Genomic DNA, 15,162 nt, shown 5'->3' with positions numbered 1-15,162 from the left:
CCATCATTACGAATGATGTGAAACATCCTTTCACTAGCAGTCAGTGTCAATCATTAATTTTTCTTGTGCGCCTTGCAAATCAGGGGCTTGGTTGTGTTTGACGGGGTGTGATAACACCACTTCCTATCAGTGCCAGTCACCGAATTCTGTTACCCCTTGTTACCCTAAAGAAAGCTCCGATGGCAAAGTCGGTTCTGAACCAGAAGAAACTCGAAGCAATCGCAAAGTCGGCCGCAGCCAAGGGCTACAGCGTCAGGACCGAAATTCCCGACGCCGGGCAACCTGGGCTTTATCTTGTTGTCCAGCCCAGTGGCGCGATGAGTTGGGCTTTCCGGTATCGCCATATTGGTCGGCCGCGTAAATTGACCATCGGGCCATTCGTGCTCGGCGAAGACGCGACCTTCACGCTAGCGAAGGCCAGGGAAAAGGCCCAGGAAGCATCTCGCATTGTCTCGGACGGAAGAGACCCTGCCGAGGTGCGCGAGGAGGAGAGGGCCCAGGCGCCAGAGCCGGTGAACGTGGATCTTGTAGGTGACGTTCTCGACGAGTTTGTAAAGCGTCACGTGAAGAAGAAGAACCGCGAGAGCACACAGACAAATACCATCTCGTTTATCGACAAGCGCATTCGACCCGAGTGGAAGGACAGAGACATCCGGACAATCACCAAGCGCGACGTCGTGAAGCTGCTGGATGATATCGCGGACTCAGGAGCCCCGGAATCAGCGTCGCGGGTGCGCGCCATTCTAAGCAAGTTTTTCAATTGGGCTGTTGATCGTGACATTGTGGACGCTTCGCCCGTTCCCAAGGGCTCGACAGCCAAGCAGGGCGCCAGTCGGGAACGCGTTCTGACAGACCGGGAGATCAGGCTGGTGTGGCTCGCCTGCGAAAAGGTCGGATGGCCCTTCGGTCCACTCGTCAAATTGTTGCTGCTGACGGCGCAGCGTCGTAACGAGGTCGCGCATGCTCCCAGGGCCGAGTTCGAACTTACCGGCAATGATCAACTCTGGACTATCCCGCCGGAGCGCTCCAAGAACGGGAAGGAGCATCTCGTCCCTCTGACTTCGCTCGTACTGGATGTGATCGCTGGATTGCCAAAGATCGGCGAAACGTACTTGTTCTCAACGACCGGAGAGACCGCTGTCAGTGGCTTTTCGAGAGGTAAGAAGGCGATCGATCGCGAGATGTTGGCGATAGCCCATAAGGAGGCCGCAGCCGCTGGGCTGAAACCTGAAGACGTGAAGCTGGATGGGTGGACGCTGCACGATTTGCGCCGCACTGCTGCTAGTGGCATGGCCAGGCTAGGGATCCCGGTGCACGTTGTCGAGGCGGTGCTGAACCATCAAAGCGGAACGATTAAAGGCGTGGCGAAAATTTATAATCGCTATGAGTATCTGCAGGAGAAAAGGCAGGCACTTAGCGGCTGGTGCTCATTCGTTGGCGGTTTTGTCAGGGAAGTCGATTAGCATCTCGGCAAAGTCCCGCTGATCTTCTGCCAACTTCGCTCTGAGCTTTTTCTTCTCTTCATCGGCCGCCGCAACCGCGCTTTCCAGGTCGCTTCCTTTGCTCAATGCGTCGACGATGTCAGCAACGCCGCCAGCATGAACTGCGGCTTGGGCAACCGCAAACGCGAACTTTACGAGTCCGACGTCATTCGGGTCGATCGCTTCGCCGCGTCTTTGCGCAGCGTCAGACCTTTCGAGAAACGCTATCATCTCGTCGACGGTTGCATTCTTATTGCGGCGGAGGTTGTGTGTCTCCTCGACGGCTAGAAGTCCGATCTGGCACAGCCGCCTGATTACCTCGGCTCTTGATTTGATCCGGTTCGCGAATCCCCAATCGTCAAGAGCTGCGGCTTCCGATTCTGAAAGCATCATCTGAAACTTGATTGTCTTCAGTTCATCGCCGGCCATTTAGTTACTCCCCGTTTTCCCCAAGTAGTCCAAAGAACCACTGACCACAAGCAGATAGGCCATTGATGCCATTGCGATTCGGTGGCGATTCATGGTATCAATACCCATCAGTAACTGAAGTGATGGAGGTTCCATTATATGCAAAGAAGTTACCTGACAAGTGCGCAGGTGATGACGCGCTATTCGATATCGGAAATGACGCTCTTTCGCTGGCAGAGGAACGAAGCCCTTGGCTTCCCTAAGCCCATGGTCGTCAACCGCCGAAAGTTTTTCAAAGAGGAAGATTTGACTGCTTGGGAGCGCGAGCGCGCCAAGGTGTCGGCATGAGCCGAAATAGAAAAGCAGCATGGGCTGAGTTTGGCGACCGCACCCACGCTGCTCGATTGAAAGCCGTTTTCCACGGCCCCTCCTCACCAGCGATAAGGACCGCCGATGACGAAAGTAGGTAAAGCACAGTACACCATGCGCGTCCAGATCATGGACAAAGGAGCGCCGCTAGGGCTCCCAATCACGGTTATTGGCCGAGATGCCTGGATGCTCAAGGAGTTGATGAAGTCGGGGAAGGTCGGATGCACGAGCATCGACAACCCAGCCCCACGGGTTTCCCACTACATTTTTAAGCTTCGAGGGTACGGGATCGCCATCGAGACCGTTCACGAGTTGCACGCGGGGCCTTTCCCTGGCTCCCACGCCAGATACTTCCTCCGTTCAGACTTGGTCGTCCTCGATGAAAAAGGGCGCGCCGCATGATTGGAGTTGCCCAAGAAGAGAAAGTGGGGGCCGCCGCAGGGTGGCTCTCTGAACAAAACCCCGTGCCATCGCACGTCGTCCATTTCATTAAGACGAAATTCGAATTGAGCGCTCTGCAGGCCTGCGAGGCTTGTAAAGCAGCTCAAGACATTCGTGCCGGCAGGGGGGAACGCTAATGGCTGAATTCAACCCGCGCGATAAGAGCCGCACGGAACGCGGCAAACGTCAAAGCATGGTTTCCAAGAATACGCTGCCGCCGAACGATCAGGGCGGTTGGATGGCCATAACACGCGACCTTCTAGAATCGGCATCCTGGAGAACGCTCTCAGTCAACGCACGCAAGTCGCTCGACCGTTTGATCATTGAACATATTAGCCATGGGCGGCGGATGAACGGAAATCTGATCGTGACCCACGATCAGTTCATTGAGTTCGGCGTCACTTGCGACTTCGTAGCCGATTCTCTCGATGAGCTCGAATACAAGGGCTTGGTCAAGATGCGTAAGGGGCGCGCCGGCAACGGTACAGCGCATCCAACGGTCTACACGATAACATTCGATGGCACTCATGAGGGGCTTCCTTCAACAAACGAGTGGAAGAAATTCACTCAAGCCGAGGCCAAGCTTTGGTCAGAAAGCGTGCGGAAGCAAAAGGCTGAGGCTCGGGCAAAAATAGGCCGGAAAAGAAAAAGCTCACTTGGTAATCCCCAAGTCCGTCCGCTTGGTAAACCCCAAATTCGAACGGCATGATGAGGTTACTCCATGAAAAAAACCTCAATGAAAACAACGGTTCAACCAATTTGGACTTTCCCAAGTGCTATATATAGTTTGGGAGGGGATACCTGATGGCGTCGAATGACAACCGGATCCTTCCCCTGTTCGACTGGCGTCCCGAATGCAAGCTCATCGCTTATCCGTTGATACATCGGATCGGGAAAATTAGAGACGTGGCTGAAAAATTGCTCGACAAGCCGACCGAAAAATCTGCGGCTCATTACCGGTCGGTCGTTACGGAAGCTCTTGAAATCAGCCTTTCGAAAATCGGCCTCAAAGACACTGCCATTAATGAAGAAATCGGTGGTTTTTGGTTGGCGGTCGAGCGTGAGATTGCCCGTCAGTCGTATGGCTGGAGCGGCGATCACCCCACGGGAGGTGCCGCATGAGCGCCGTCGTCGTCATCAAGCCTGACCAGTGGGTGTTGGCATTCAATCAACCCTACGGCCCCTACTTCGAGCCGATGCCACAGCACCTCGAAAACTTCGCTAGGCGCGGCGGTGGCTGGGATAACTGCCGCCCGTCGGAAATCTTCCTCGTCCATCAAATCGATAGGGTGATGCCGAAGACGTACACGTCGGCGGGGAACGACAGCAGGCTCGACCGCGTCACGGTTATAGCCGCAGGCCCGTCAAAGGAGAGCATGATCGCGCTGCGTGACAGGCTCTTTGCCGTCGGCGTCGAAACGGACGACGCGATCGAAGCCGAAATGTACCGGCGTATCGAGAGGTTTGCGGCCAAGAAGCGAGCCGCAGCAGAGCGCAAGATCCACCGGCTTCTACCTCATCACTTCAAGACACCTCGTGCCGAAGGAGGCGCAGCATGATTGCTATCAGAATCTTGATTGTCCGCTGGAAACTTCGCCGCCGTCTGAGTGAGGCGAGCCAATGACCAGAATCCTCAACGTCAGCCGCAACGACGACGGCCAGTATGAGGTCGTCGACCAGCGCGGAAAGCTTGTCGAAGGCCCGTTCGATACCAACGCCGCAGCATGGAAGGCGCTCGATCGCCTCGACAATGACGCCCACGCGCCAGCTCGACCGAAGGGCAACAAGAAGGTCCTTTGGGGCAAACCCCAGCGTCCGAAGTCGAAGAAGGAGAAGCGCAAGGACAAGATGACGGCCAAGCAGGAACACCGCATGAAGGTGAATGCGGCTAAGGCCCCGGGCTGGGTGCGAGCGGTTGCCGCGAAGACATTCGACCCGGTGGGCGAACGAGCCTACCGCGACTACAAGCTCGGGACCTTCGGAGCCGCATCCGAAGTGCGGAAAGTCGATGTTGCAACGTATCTCGCCGAGAAAGCTGCGCGAGGTGAGGCATGAGCCATTTCGAAGAGGCCGACGAAGCCACACAGCGACGCTGGATGCAGAACCTGCTTGGCAGGGACAACATAGAACGGCTGGAGAAGCAGACTGAACGTCAGAAGGCGGCCCCGCAAATCAAGCTCAACTTCCGACCGAAGCCCGTAATAGTCAGCTACGAGTTCTATCGCATTCCGGACATGACGCATCTGAACTGGCGAATAAACCGGCTTGAGAACGGCAGATGTGAGCTGTTCAAACATCACCTCGACGAGAGTGAGTGCCGCGTAGAGGTCAGGAATTTGAGGGCGAAGGGCTTTACCTGCCGGGAACTGACATTCGGCGCGCAGTCACGCTACGCCAATCGTGCCGATGGCAAAGGCAACGCCCGCCAGCGACCGGCGAAAACCGAGATCATGGATAAGCTGAAGGATTTCAAGATTTGAAGCAGACGTCAGCGGCAAAGAAGTTGCGTAACCCCGGCTTCGACGGAACGAAGGTCAGCAAGGTATCCGTGCGCGTGTCGTCGAACCGGACGACGAAGCAGAGCGTACGGGCGCTGCCAGGTACATTCGAGTGGCGATACGGTCGGGGAGGGCCGGGCATGTACCTCTATCACGCCGGTTCGCACTACGCCCGGCTATGGGAGCAGGCCGGGACCGCCTCGGCATCCTCTCCAGACCTCAACGGAGCCATCGGCGCCGGCTGGAAGGGTATCCCTGAAACACGTCTCGAAGCGATGGAGGAGTTGAAGGGGGCTGCGTCCGTCCTCGGAGCGCTCGTATCCGCGCGTTTGACCGCCTATTGCGCTCAAGGCCTGACCGCCAAACAGATCGGTCTCAAGTTCGAGATCAGCGAGCGGGACGTGGCGCCTGTGCTGGAACAGGATCTGGTCGCATGCGCCAAGTGCTTTGGGTATAAGTAATGTTTCGGTCTCGAAACGAATTGACTTTCGACGCGAAACCCCGGTAGAGTCTTTCCAACGTCAGAACTGTGACCGGACGCTGCCAACTACCCGCCCGAAAGGCGGGTTTTTACGTTTGGAGGCCTGACCGCTGTCTAAGCGCAGGGTGGTCGCCTTCAATTCGACCTGGAAGCTCAAAGCCCGTAAATCTATTGGGTTGAAGTATCCAGCTTCGTAGCATCCGTCGTTCTCGCATCGTTCTAGTGCTAATCGGCGGCTAAATCGCCCAATTCTCAACCGTTACGCGACGAGTTTAGGACCTGACGGTTGTCAAATTCGCAATAATCCGAAAGGGTTAGAAATCCTCTTTCGTACACGGGGCGTTCTTACGTCGTTCGGCGAGTATTAGAACTTCAACATTCAGTAGAAATTCAGGGTTTTCGTCGGAGTAGAGCAGCCTGGTAGCTCGCCAGCTCACTTCCTCTTTCTCGGGAAGGCAGATTTGAGAGCGATCAAGAACCTGTAGATTACCCCGATCCAATCGTGCCCTTGCGGTAACGGCTCGCCGTACGAGTAGGGCGGCTTTTTGGCAGGCTCAGCGGGTCTCTCGCTATCGTTCTCAGCCATTCGTGTCTCCCTGGGGGGCATCGCTCCCATCGTTACCAGATTTTGCCTGAACAGGGAGCCGGACCTCTGGCCCGGTTCCCCGATGTTGCGTTACGCTTAATCCTGCTGAAGCAGCCCAACGACTTCTGCCAACGTCTCTCGGACGGGGAAATAGGCAACCCCACCGCCATCCGCAGCCACTGCGACATGAATTAGCGTGCTGTTGGTCGTCGCTTTAACCGCAACGACTTGTTCGGGGTTGATGTACACGGGTAGATTGTTGTTTGAGGCATATGTGAACTGTACCAGTTTCATTCTCTTCTCCGCAGGTTAGCCGCTGCTCGTCCTGAAGCGGACGAAATCAGAAGTTCGCGCAGGCGTTGTCCGGAGGCAAGGTGATTTAATGCGTCCGCAACCGCCAGCAACGATGTTTGACGACATCTGCTCGCCGAGCTTCGCCCCGGCTGAGGACATGCCAAACTGGGTAGAGGGAACGTTCCTCGATCCCGCGTCGCCGGTTCACAACCCGGATCATGTCCACCTTAGATTTGCTGATATCGGCTACCTCTGGACCACAGTCGGCAACTGCAAGAAGGGCCGCCGTGTCATCGGCCAGTGCGAGACAGGGTCGCCACAGGGCACAATGGGCAAGTGGTCTCGCGCCCGGGCAGAGATGCAGGTGAAGCAGTGGTTCGGCCACGTCCCGGATTTCATCATCACGTTGGATGCTGACTACTGCCGAGAGTGCGGAGACGCCGAGTTCATGGCGCTGGTCGAGCACGAGCTCTATCACGCCGCCCAGGACGTCGATGCATTCGGCGCCCCGAAGTTCAGCAAGGCGACCGGACGCCCGGTGTTCGTCATTCGCGGACACGACGTCGAGGAGTTCGTCGGTGTGGTCAGACGCTATGGGGCAGATGCTGCAGGCGTCCGCGCCATGGTCGATGCAGCCAACCAGAAACCCGAGATCGCCAGAGTGCAGATCGCGCATGCATGCGGTACCTGCCAGCTCCGAGTTGCTTAGCTACCGAGCCGGCTGCACGGTCACCTTATAGTTATCCATCTTCTGTGAGTTGCCGGTGATTGTAAGGATCTGGCCATCAAACTGGAATTCCTGCGGCCCATCGGCGAAATCCATGTGGAAGAACTTTAGGGTTAGATCGCCTTTCGGTGTCATGCGCACTTGGTTTCGGTCTCCCGTATGAAAGCTGATGGTGACTTCGGTTTCTTCGACGGCTCGATTGTGGTCACCCACAAAGTCGACATCAGCGTCAAAGGTGCATCGTCCCGTCGAACTGCGTTCGATCCCGTGCGTGTCTACAAAGTCATTGAGAGCCTGCATGCCTGAAGTCATCAAGTATCTCCTTAAGATTTGACCGGACTTTGACGATCAATGGCTAAAGGAAAGCTAACGGACGAGGTGAAAACCTACATCGTGCAGGCTCTGGCATGCTTCGACAGCCCGTCGGTCGTGGCATCCGCAGTCAAGAAGGATTTCGGCCTCGATGTGAGCCGGCAGCTGGTCGAGAGCCACGACCCGAACAAGAAGGCAGCTTCAGGTCTGGCGCCAAAGTGGCGCGTCCTGTTCGAAGAAACCCGCAAGGCCTTCCTTGAGGATACCGCCTCGATTGCGATCAGCCATCGCGCCGTTCGTCTGCGCGCTCTTCAGCGCATGGCAGAGAAGGCCGAAACCTCGGGCAACATGGTGCTGGCGGCTTCGCTGATGGAGCAGGCCGCTAAGGAAGTTGGCGACAGCTACACGAACCGGCGCGAGGTTACGAACAAGTTCGAGGGCATGACGGATGAATCTATCGGCGCTCGGCTCGCTGAGTTACTCGGAAAAATTGGAGGCGGTGCAGCTTCTTGAGGAGCTAGAGCGGCGGCAACGAGCAAACCGGCTCGGTTCCTATAGCCCCTATAAGAAGCAGCGCGAGTTCCACCTCGCAGGCGCCGCCTACCGAGAGCGGCTATTCATGGCCGGCAACCAGCTCGGCAAGACGCTGGCGGGCGCTGCCGAAGCGGCGATGCACCTCACAGGGGAATATCCGGACTGGTGGCAAGGATATCGGTTCTCCGGGCCGATCGTCATGCTTGCCGGTTCCGAATCGTACGAACTGACGCGCGATGGCGTGCAGCGGCTCATGATCGGGCCGCCGATGAACCCCGAGGATTGGGGAACCGGGTATGTTCCGAAAAAGGCCATTGTCGCGACCACCAAGCGCTCAGGCGTATCTGGTGCGCTTGATAGCGTTACGGTTCGGCATAAGTCGGGTGGCGTCTCGACACTGCTCTTCAAGGCCTACGAGCAAGGCCGGTCGAAGTGGCAGGCCAACACGGTCAATTACGTCTGGTTCGATGAAGAGCCGCCGCAAGCCGTCTATTTCGAGGGCATCACCCGCACCAATGCGACGGGTGGCCTAATCGCGGTCACGTTCACGCCGTTGCAGGGGATGAGCGAAGTGGTACGACGCTACATCAAGCCTGGGGACGATCCCGGCGCCGTAGACCGCAACGTCACCACGATGACGATCGACGACGCCGAGCATTACACGCCGGAGGAGCGGGCAAAGATCATCGCCAGCTATCCGGCGCACGAGCGCGAGGCACGCACGAAGGGCATCCCGGCGCTGGGCTCGGGCCGCATCTTCCCGGTGACGGAAGAGAGCATCAAGGTCGCGCCGTTCGAGATCCCGAAGCATTGGGTCCAGATCGGCGGCATGGACTTTGGATGGGATCACCCGACGGCCGGCGCCGCTCTGGCGTGGGACCGCGATGCAGACGTGATCTATGTCACGAAGGTTTACCGGCAGCGAGAGGCGACACCGATCGTTCACGCTGCAGCGCTCAAGGCCTGGGGCAGCTGGCTTCCATGGTCATGGCCGCACGATGGCAACAACGACACGGCGGCAGGCCAGAACCTTGCGACGCAATACAAGGCGCAGGGGCTGAACCTGCTGCCGGAAAAGGCCACGTTCGACGACGGCAGCAACAGCGTCGAGGCGGGTCTGATGGACATGCTCGACCGGATGATCACCGGGCGCTGGAAAGTGTTCTCGACGTGTCCGGAGTGGTTCGACGAGTTCCTTCTCTACCACCGCAAGGATGGGAAGGTCGTCAAGGAGATGGACGACGTGCTTTCGGCGTCCCGTTACGCGCTGATGATGAAGCGCTTTGCGAAGGTCAAGCCCGACAACAAGGGCTGGGGCTTCACGGATCGAAAGGGAGTTGTTTGACATGGGCACGCCAGGATTTCCCAAACCACCGTCGCCGGGCGGTTGCCTAATCATCCCTCCGGCGCGCGACAAGCGAGCAGCGAAAGCCCAGGCCGAGGCGCTTTTCAAGCCCCGCCCAAACCGCAAGGCAGTGTCTGTGCCGCAGGTTAAGCCAAAGGACCGCGCCTAATGCCCGCCGTATCGAACGAACAGGTCACCTCGCAGGTGACGCAATTGGTCAAGGACTGCGAAGACTTTCGCGACCAGTCGTCAGCCGATCGCGTCAAGGCGATGGAGTATTACGATGGCGTGATGAGGGACGTGCCGGCCGATGCGAACCGGTCGAAAGTCGTCTCGCGCGACGTGCGGTCTGCCATCAAGAAGGTGTTGCCGTCGCTCATCCGGACCATCCTCGGCAATGACAAGGTCGTTGAGTACGAACCGGTGAACCAGGGCGACGAAGCCGGCGCCGAGCAGGCCACCGACTACATCAACTACATCGTGTTTCCGGAGAGCGATGGTTATGACGCGGTGCAGGATGCTGCGCACGATGCGCTTAAGCTGCGCAACGGTGTCATCCGCTGGTGGTACGACAAGAAGCGTGTCGTCGCGGTTTCCCGGCATACCGGCCTTGATCAGAATGCGCTGGTGCAGCTCGTTGGCGGCGATGACGTCGATGTTTTGGAGCAAGGGCAGTACATCGAGGTAATCCAGACACCGGAAGGCCCGGTGCCGACCACGCTCTATGACGTTAAGATCCGCAGGACGTCGGTATATGGGTGCACGCGCCTCGCCGCGGTACCGCTCGAAGAATTCCTCATCCATCCCGACGCGATGTCGATCGAGGATAGCCTCTGCACCGGCATCAGCATGAAGATGCGTCGGTCTGACTTGATCGCGATGGGCTATGATCGCGCCGTGATCGACGAGTTGCCGGCGTCGACCCGCGACAACGACAAGGAAACCGAGGAATCCGCCCGTCGCCGTGACGTCGTGAACGCCGACGACCAGTCGGACAAGGCAGCCCAGGAGGTCGATTACTACGAGCTCTATGTCCGGATCGACGCTGACGACGACGGAATCGCCGAGCTGCGCCGTATGGTCTTTGCAGGCGGTACCGCAGAGAAAAACCTCCTCGAAAATGAGGAATGGGACGAGGTACCGTTTGCCGACCTGATCACGGAACGCCGGCCGCACCAGCGCGAAGGCAACTCGATCACCGACGACATGGCGGAAATCCAGCGCATCAAGACGGTGCTGCTGCGTCAGACGCTCGATAACCTGTACTGGCAGAACAACCTTCAGCCAATCGTGCAGGAAGGCACGATCGAGAACCCCGAGGCGGTGCTCAACCCGAAATTCGGCCAGCCTATCCGCGTGAGCCAGAACACGGACGTTCGCGCCGCTGTCGGCTACAATCAGGTGCCGATGGTCGCTGACAAGTCGTTCAACATGCTGGGCTACCTTGATCAGGAGGCGACGGACCGCACAGGCATTTCCGACGCATCGAGCGGCATGGCGCCCGACGCTCTGCAGAACATGACCGCGAAAGCGTCGTCGATGATCGAGGCCGCTGGCATCGGCCAGACCGAGCTGATGGTTCGCACGTTTGCGCAGGGCCTGAAGCGAGTTTTTCAGGGCCTTCTGAAGCTGACCATCAAGCATCAGGATCAGCCGCGCACGGTTCGTCTGCGCGGTAAGTGGGTGACCTTCGACCCTCGGCATTGGAATGCTGCCATGGACGCGACCGTCAACACCGGTCTCGGCGCCGGCACGCGTGAGCGCGACATGATGATGGTGCAGATGGTCCAGCAGTTGCAGGAGAAGCTGCTCGCGTCGCTAGGCCCGGTCAACAACCCCTATGTGTCGCCTGACAACCTCTATAACTCGATCGCGAAAACGGTCGAGGCAGCCGGCCTGAAGTCTCCTGACCTGTATTTCACGAAGCCGGACCCCGAGCAGCTTCAGAAGCGGTTGGCGGCCGATGCAGCCAAGCCAGATCCGGAAATGCAGAAGGTCCAGGCGCAGGCGCAGGCCGACGTTCAGAAGGCGCAGCTTCAGGCAGAGACCGACCGGATGAAGCTTGAAGCACAGACCCGCGTCGACATGGCGAAGATCGAAGCTGAAACCGAGATCAAGCGCTACCAGATCGATCAGGAAATCGAACTGAAGCGCCAGCAGGCGTTGGCGCAGGCCTTTGTCGGTCAGCGCATCCCGCAAACCCAGATTGGAGGGCAGCCAGGATGACGCAGGAAGAAAAGCAAGCCGCAGCGCGCGCGATGCTCGACAATCCGCTGTTTCACGCCGTCATGGACGATCTGGAAGCAGCAGCTATCAACGGGTGCATCAACGCCCCGGTTACCGACGACGAAACCCGCGCCGCCTTCGCGGCAGAAGCGCGGGCCATCAGGAAATTCCGCAGCAAGCTCAAGTTCCTCGCCGAGGAACAAGCCAAGGCTGACGGGAAGGGCGCCCCGGCATAGGGCCTGGGCCAAACCTCAAAAGGCACAACATCATGAGCGAGAGCGTCAACCCGGCCGCGGCTGGGAACGAAACCGTGCAACCCTCGACCCAGCTCGACAACCCCGACAATCTGAACTTCTGGGAGCCAGGCTACGACGACGAGCCGGCCAACTCGGAACAAGGCGAGGAAGGGATCGAAGGCGAGACGGATGAGACCATCGAGGATGGTCAAGAGGCCGGCGAGACCGCAGACGACGCCGAAGGCGACGAGCCAGTCGATGCCGAGAATGGCGAGGCGGCCAACGAAGCCGACAGCCAGCTTGTCACTCTGAAGGGTGGCGAGCAGGTACCGTTGTCCGAGCTGAAGCTCGGGTACATGCGGGAGCGCGACTACCGTTACAAAACTCAGGAGACTGCCAACAAAGGGCGCGCTCTTGAGACCATGACAACCCGCGTGGCCAACACGGTCAAGGGTATCGCTTCCTATCTGGCGGAACGTTTGCCGCCTGAGCCGCCACGTCAGTTGGCGTATCAGAACCCCGCCGAGTACACCCGCCAGAAGGCGCTGTATGACGACGGTTTGGCGAACATCAACCAGATCATCGAACTGGCGAACGACTCCACGGCAGTAGCCGGCGAGCTTCAATCGTCGGCGACCCAGGAGACGCTTCAAGCCGAGAGCGAGAAGCTGGCCCAGGTGTTCCCGCAGACGACGAAAGAGGACGGCCGCAAGGCTTTCTTCGATCAGGCGTTTTCGGCGGCACTTGAGCTTGGCTTTTCCGACCAGGAACTGAAGGGCGTCACTGATCACCGGCTGTTCGGGCTGGCCTACTATGCCCGGATCGGGATGCAGGCAGAGCAGGCGAAGGGGAAGGCGCTGACGAAGGTCAACAACGCTCCCCCGGCGACACCGAAGGCCCGCCCGAGCGGTGCACCCGGCCAGCAGCAGGTTCGGAAGAACAAGGAAGCGATGCAGCGGTTGTCGAAAACCGGGTCGATCAAAGACGCAATGGCGATCGACTTCGACTAACCCCTCTATCGAAGGAATACGACCATGGCCGCATTGGCTAATACCTTCATGACGACTGCCGCAAAGGGCAATCGCGAGCAGCTTTCCGACGTGGTGTCGCGCATCACGCCGGAAGACACCCCGATCTATTCCATGATCGATCATCCCAGCGTCAAAGGCACGCACCCCGAATGGGAAACCATCGCCCTTTCTCCTCCTGGCACGAACGTCCAGACGGAAGGCGATGAGTACACCTTCGGCGCCTCGACGCCGGCGGCCCGCGTCGGCAACTATACGCAGATCATGCGTAAGACCGGCATCATCTCGGGCTCGCAGGAAGAGGCCGACAACGCCGGTCAGGCGGAAAAGCGCAAATATCAGAAGCTGATGCGTGGTGTGGAACTGCGCAAGGACGTCGAATACTCGCTCGTCTCCAACGTCGCTTCTGTGGGCGGTGCCGCCCGCGTCTCTGGTGGTCTGCCGTCCTGGCTGACGACCAACGTCTCCCGCGGTGCCACCGGCGCCAACGGCGGTTTCAGCTCGGGTTCCGGCCTGACTGTTGCCGCGACCAACGGGACGCAGCGCGCGTTCACCAAGGCGTTGCTCGATGGCACGATGCAGGCGGCCTACAACTCGGGCGGTAACGTCCGTTACGGCGTAGTCTCGCCCTACGTCAAGAGCGTGTTCGTCACCTTCATGTCGGACACCAACGTCGCATCGTTCCGCTATGCGGCCGACGGCAAGAGCAAGAACACCATCGTCGCCACGGCGGACATCTACGAAGGCCCGTTCGGCAAGGTGTCGATCGTGCCGAACCGCGTACAGGCGACCGATGCCGGCGTGGCCCGCAATGCCTTCCTGCTCGACCCTGACCACCTGGCATGGAACTGGTTCCGTTCCATCAAGGAAGACAAGGCCGTTGCGAAGACGGGCGACGCCGAGAAGTTCGTCCTGATCGGCGAGGGCTGCCTCAAGGTCACGAACGAAGCCGCTCACGGCGTCGTCGCTGACGTCTTCGGCCTCACCGCGTCGAGCTGATCGGCGCGTCATATCATTGAGCGTAGAGGCGGCTTTCGGGCCGCCTTTTCCATTTCCAACCAGGAGAAACGAACATGGCTGACAACAAGCCGCAGGACAATCAGACCGACAAGCCGAAGGAAAACCTGATCGAAGTCGAGATCAAACGCGACTTCTGGGACGAAGAGGGCGAGCGCCAGCGCGCCGGCACCATCATCAAGGTTCCGGTCGAGGTGGCACTCGAAGGCATCGAGAGCGGCGCTCTGGCTCGCGTCAAGAAGGACTAAGCCAGTGGCGATCAAGGACGGTGATTTCGAGCTGGTCACATACGACCCGAAAACGGGCCGGTCTGTCTGGCGGATGTACGATGGCGCACGCTACGTCTACCGCACCGACTATCCGGTAACGAACCTCGTGAGTGAAAATGCCGCCGTCCGCAATAGTGCAGAGCGGGCCTGGCGAGGCGATTGGCATCGCGTTGCGTCGGTCCCGCTCAACATCTTTCACGAGCAGCTTGCCCCCGCCATCCAGCAGAGCGACGACGGCTATGTCTCGCGCTGGCTGAATGACGGCGACAACCGCGCATTCAGGACGAAGGACGGCCGGATATGAGCGTCGAATTTGACCGCATCAGATCCAAGGTGAAGGCCATCGAGGCGAGCCGGCCCAGCGCCGAGGAAAACCCCGAGGCTCACCGGGAAGCGAATGAGCAGATTTCTCGCCTCATAGACCGCTCCCGCATGTTTGCCGACGCCGAGCGCGCCCGGAAGGTTCCCCTATGAGCACCATTGCCGACTACGCCTCGCTGCTCATCGATGCTGGCGAGTACAGCGGCCGCAACGACGTCGCCCACCTTTTCCCGCGCTTCGTCGGCATGGCCGAGGTGAAGCTGAACCGCTTCCTTCGTGTTGCCGATATGGAGGTCGTGGCTCCTGTCACCATCACGAATGGCGCCGGCACGCTGCCGACCGATTTCCTCGAGGCGAGGGAGGTCAAGAACGCCAACGGGCTGCCGATCCGTGCAGTGTCTCTTCAGCAGCTCACCGAGAGCTACGCTGGCCGCTCGGGTGTCCCGGCCGGGTACGCCATCGTCGGCAGCACCATCAACGTCCGTCCCCTCGGTGATGGCAATCTCACCATCACCTATTACGGCAAGATCCCGCCGTTACTCAGTTTGACTGTTATAAAATCTCGTTTGCTGATTAATACAGCTTTCCT

The 15,162-nt window shown here is 58.8% G+C and carries 22 protein-coding genes; 19 read left to right on the top strand and 3 right to left on the bottom strand.

From position 1 onward, the window contains the following. Positions 1-179: 179 nt before the first annotated feature. Entirely contained in the window at positions 180-1,463 is a 1,284-nt protein-coding gene (locus I8N66_RS10725) for an integrase arm-type DNA-binding domain-containing protein (RefSeq protein WP_291153382.1), read from the top strand. On the opposite strand, the gene I8N66_RS10720 is transcribed toward I8N66_RS10725, so the two are convergent. After that, positions 1,428-1,910, bottom strand: a complete 483-nt coding sequence (locus tag I8N66_RS10720) for a hypothetical protein (protein WP_291153379.1) — start codon at positions 1,908-1,910, stop codon at positions 1,428-1,430. The two genes, I8N66_RS10725 and I8N66_RS10720, sit on opposite strands and share 36 nt — an antisense overlap. A 138-nt stretch (positions 1,911-2,048) precedes the next feature. On the opposite strand from I8N66_RS10720, the gene I8N66_RS10715 reads away from it, so the two are divergent. From I8N66_RS10715 to I8N66_RS10685, 7 genes are all read left to right on the top strand, one after another. Next, positions 2,049-2,237: a DNA-binding protein gene (locus I8N66_RS10715; RefSeq protein ID WP_291153376.1), complete on the top strand. Its 189-nt coding sequence runs from the start codon at positions 2,049-2,051 to the stop codon at positions 2,235-2,237. Between the two features lie 598 nt (positions 2,238-2,835). After that, positions 2,836-3,408, top strand: coding sequence for a hypothetical protein (locus I8N66_RS10710; protein WP_291153373.1), 573 nt, complete (start codon positions 2,836-2,838; stop codon positions 3,406-3,408). A 95-nt stretch (positions 3,409-3,503) separates the two neighbouring features. After that, complete coding sequence (locus I8N66_RS10705) at positions 3,504-3,821, top strand: DUF6074 family protein (RefSeq protein ID WP_291153370.1); 318 nt, start codon at positions 3,504-3,506, stop codon at positions 3,819-3,821. Continuing rightward, positions 3,818-4,258: a hypothetical protein gene (locus I8N66_RS10700; RefSeq protein ID WP_291153367.1), complete on the top strand. Its 441-nt coding sequence runs from the start codon at positions 3,818-3,820 to the stop codon at positions 4,256-4,258. The genes I8N66_RS10705 and I8N66_RS10700 overlap by 4 nt, the downstream gene beginning before the upstream one ends. Before the next feature lie 61 nt (positions 4,259-4,319). After that, positions 4,320-4,754: a hypothetical protein gene (locus tag I8N66_RS10695; RefSeq protein ID WP_291153364.1), complete on the top strand. Its 435-nt coding sequence runs from the start codon at positions 4,320-4,322 to the stop codon at positions 4,752-4,754. Beyond that, on the top strand, positions 4,751-5,179 hold the full coding sequence (locus I8N66_RS10690) for a hypothetical protein (RefSeq protein WP_291153362.1): 429 nt from the start codon (positions 4,751-4,753) through the stop codon (positions 5,177-5,179). Before I8N66_RS10695 ends, I8N66_RS10690 begins: the two co-directional genes overlap by 4 nt. Continuing rightward, positions 5,176-5,658 (top strand): hypothetical protein, encoded by a 483-nt coding sequence (locus tag I8N66_RS10685; protein WP_291153360.1) that lies wholly within the window; start codon positions 5,176-5,178, stop codon positions 5,656-5,658. The genes I8N66_RS10690 and I8N66_RS10685 overlap by 4 nt, the downstream gene beginning before the upstream one ends. A gap of 702 nt (positions 5,659-6,360) precedes the next feature. On the opposite strand, the gene I8N66_RS10680 is transcribed toward I8N66_RS10685, so the two are convergent. After that, positions 6,361-6,558 (bottom strand): hypothetical protein, encoded by a 198-nt coding sequence (locus tag I8N66_RS10680; RefSeq protein ID WP_291153357.1) that lies wholly within the window; start codon positions 6,556-6,558, stop codon positions 6,361-6,363. Between the two features lie 88 nt (positions 6,559-6,646). Between I8N66_RS10680 and I8N66_RS10675 the strand changes: the two genes are divergently transcribed. After that, entirely contained in the window at positions 6,647-7,267 is a 621-nt protein-coding gene (locus I8N66_RS10675; RefSeq protein ID WP_365887114.1) for a putative metallopeptidase, read from the top strand. On the opposite strand, the gene I8N66_RS10670 is transcribed toward I8N66_RS10675, so the two are convergent. Further along, positions 7,268-7,597, bottom strand: coding sequence for a hypothetical protein (locus tag I8N66_RS10670; RefSeq protein WP_291153351.1), 330 nt, complete (start codon positions 7,595-7,597; stop codon positions 7,268-7,270). Between the two features lie 39 nt (positions 7,598-7,636). On the opposite strand from I8N66_RS10670, the gene I8N66_RS10665 reads away from it, so the two are divergent. From I8N66_RS10665 to I8N66_RS10620, 10 genes are all read left to right on the top strand, one after another. Continuing rightward, positions 7,637-8,110, top strand: a complete 474-nt coding sequence (locus I8N66_RS10665) for a DUF2280 domain-containing protein (RefSeq protein WP_291153348.1) — start codon at positions 7,637-7,639, stop codon at positions 8,108-8,110. After that, positions 8,046-9,476 carry a terminase family protein gene (locus I8N66_RS10660; protein ID WP_291153345.1) on the top strand — a complete coding sequence of 477 codons (1,431 nt, stop codon included), beginning with the start codon at positions 8,046-8,048 and terminating at the stop codon, positions 9,474-9,476. The genes I8N66_RS10665 and I8N66_RS10660 overlap by 65 nt, the downstream gene beginning before the upstream one ends. A gap of 168 nt (positions 9,477-9,644) precedes the next feature. Then, positions 9,645-11,702, top strand: coding sequence for a phage portal protein (locus tag I8N66_RS10655; RefSeq protein ID WP_291153342.1), 2,058 nt, complete (start codon positions 9,645-9,647; stop codon positions 11,700-11,702). Beyond that, entirely contained in the window at positions 11,699-11,938 is a 240-nt protein-coding gene (locus I8N66_RS10650) for a hypothetical protein (protein WP_291153339.1), read from the top strand. Before I8N66_RS10655 ends, I8N66_RS10650 begins: the two co-directional genes overlap by 4 nt. Positions 11,939-11,970: 32 nt before the next feature. Continuing rightward, positions 11,971-12,948, top strand: a complete 978-nt coding sequence (locus tag I8N66_RS10645; RefSeq protein WP_291153336.1) for a hypothetical protein — start codon at positions 11,971-11,973, stop codon at positions 12,946-12,948. A 24-nt stretch (positions 12,949-12,972) separates the two neighbouring features. After that, complete coding sequence (locus I8N66_RS10640; RefSeq protein ID WP_291153333.1) at positions 12,973-13,965, top strand: DUF5309 domain-containing protein; 993 nt, start codon at positions 12,973-12,975, stop codon at positions 13,963-13,965. Between the two features lie 74 nt (positions 13,966-14,039). After that, the gene (locus I8N66_RS10635) at positions 14,040-14,231 is read left to right on the top strand and encodes a hypothetical protein (RefSeq protein WP_291153330.1); all 192 of its coding nucleotides are present in this window, start codon (positions 14,040-14,042) and stop codon (positions 14,229-14,231) included. A gap of 4 nt (positions 14,232-14,235) precedes the next feature. Continuing rightward, the gene (locus tag I8N66_RS10630) at positions 14,236-14,556 is read left to right on the top strand and encodes a hypothetical protein (protein WP_291153327.1); all 321 of its coding nucleotides are present in this window, start codon (positions 14,236-14,238) and stop codon (positions 14,554-14,556) included. Beyond that, a complete protein-coding gene (locus I8N66_RS10625) occupies positions 14,553-14,726 on the top strand; it encodes a hypothetical protein (protein ID WP_291153325.1) in 174 nt (57 codons plus the stop codon). The genes I8N66_RS10630 and I8N66_RS10625 overlap by 4 nt, the downstream gene beginning before the upstream one ends. After that, positions 14,723-15,162 (top strand): hypothetical protein (locus I8N66_RS10620; protein ID WP_291153324.1); only part of this gene is annotated, 440 nt, incomplete at its 3' end. The genes I8N66_RS10625 and I8N66_RS10620, both read left to right, overlap by 4 nt.

The sequence above is a fragment of the Ensifer sp. SSB1 genome (assembly GCF_016652895.1).
Classification (GTDB): domain Bacteria; phylum Pseudomonadota; class Alphaproteobacteria; order Rhizobiales; family Rhizobiaceae; genus Ensifer.
The sequence above is the reverse complement of the archived record's forward strand: the minus strand, read 5'-3'. Positions and strand labels throughout refer to the sequence as shown.

Bases quoted from the DNA above. Each gene is read 5' to 3' on its own strand.
- I8N66_RS10650 (WP_291153339.1), top strand. From the start codon at position 11,699: ATGACGCAGGAAGAAAAGCAAGCCGCAGCGCGCGCGATGCTCGACAAT.
- I8N66_RS10700 (WP_291153367.1), top strand. From the start codon at position 3,818: ATGAGCGCCGTCGTCGTCATCAAGCCTGACCAGTGGGTGTTGGCATTC.
- I8N66_RS10640 (WP_291153333.1), top strand. From the start codon at position 12,973: ATGGCCGCATTGGCTAATACCTTCATGACGACTGCCGCAAAGGGCAAT.
- I8N66_RS10705 (WP_291153370.1), top strand. From the start codon at position 3,504: ATGGCGTCGAATGACAACCGGATCCTTCCCCTGTTCGACTGGCGTCCC.
- I8N66_RS10710 (WP_291153373.1), top strand. From the start codon at position 2,836: ATGGCTGAATTCAACCCGCGCGATAAGAGCCGCACGGAACGCGGCAAA.
- I8N66_RS10665 (WP_291153348.1), top strand. From the start codon at position 7,637: ATGGCTAAAGGAAAGCTAACGGACGAGGTGAAAACCTACATCGTGCAG.
- I8N66_RS10695 (WP_291153364.1), top strand. From the start codon at position 4,320: ATGACCAGAATCCTCAACGTCAGCCGCAACGACGACGGCCAGTATGAG.
- I8N66_RS10675 (WP_365887114.1), top strand. From the start codon at position 6,647: ATGCGTCCGCAACCGCCAGCAACGATGTTTGACGACATCTGCTCGCCG.
- I8N66_RS10625 (WP_291153325.1), top strand. From the start codon at position 14,553: ATGAGCGTCGAATTTGACCGCATCAGATCCAAGGTGAAGGCCATCGAG.
- I8N66_RS10645 (WP_291153336.1), top strand. From the start codon at position 11,971: ATGAGCGAGAGCGTCAACCCGGCCGCGGCTGGGAACGAAACCGTGCAA.
- I8N66_RS10660 (WP_291153345.1), top strand. From the start codon at position 8,046: ATGAATCTATCGGCGCTCGGCTCGCTGAGTTACTCGGAAAAATTGGAG.
- I8N66_RS10690 (WP_291153362.1), top strand. From the start codon at position 4,751: ATGAGCCATTTCGAAGAGGCCGACGAAGCCACACAGCGACGCTGGATG.
- I8N66_RS10680 (WP_291153357.1), bottom strand. From the start codon at position 6,558: ATGAAACTGGTACAGTTCACATATGCCTCAAACAACAATCTACCCGTG.
- I8N66_RS10720 (WP_291153379.1), bottom strand. From the start codon at position 1,910: ATGGCCGGCGATGAACTGAAGACAATCAAGTTTCAGATGATGCTTTCA.
- I8N66_RS10670 (WP_291153351.1), bottom strand. From the start codon at position 7,597: ATGACTTCAGGCATGCAGGCTCTCAATGACTTTGTAGACACGCACGGG.
- I8N66_RS10725 (WP_291153382.1), top strand. From the start codon at position 180: ATGGCAAAGTCGGTTCTGAACCAGAAGAAACTCGAAGCAATCGCAAAG.
- I8N66_RS10635 (WP_291153330.1), top strand. From the start codon at position 14,040: ATGGCTGACAACAAGCCGCAGGACAATCAGACCGACAAGCCGAAGGAA.
- I8N66_RS10715 (WP_291153376.1), top strand. From the start codon at position 2,049: ATGCAAAGAAGTTACCTGACAAGTGCGCAGGTGATGACGCGCTATTCG.
- I8N66_RS10655 (WP_291153342.1), top strand. From the start codon at position 9,645: ATGCCCGCCGTATCGAACGAACAGGTCACCTCGCAGGTGACGCAATTG.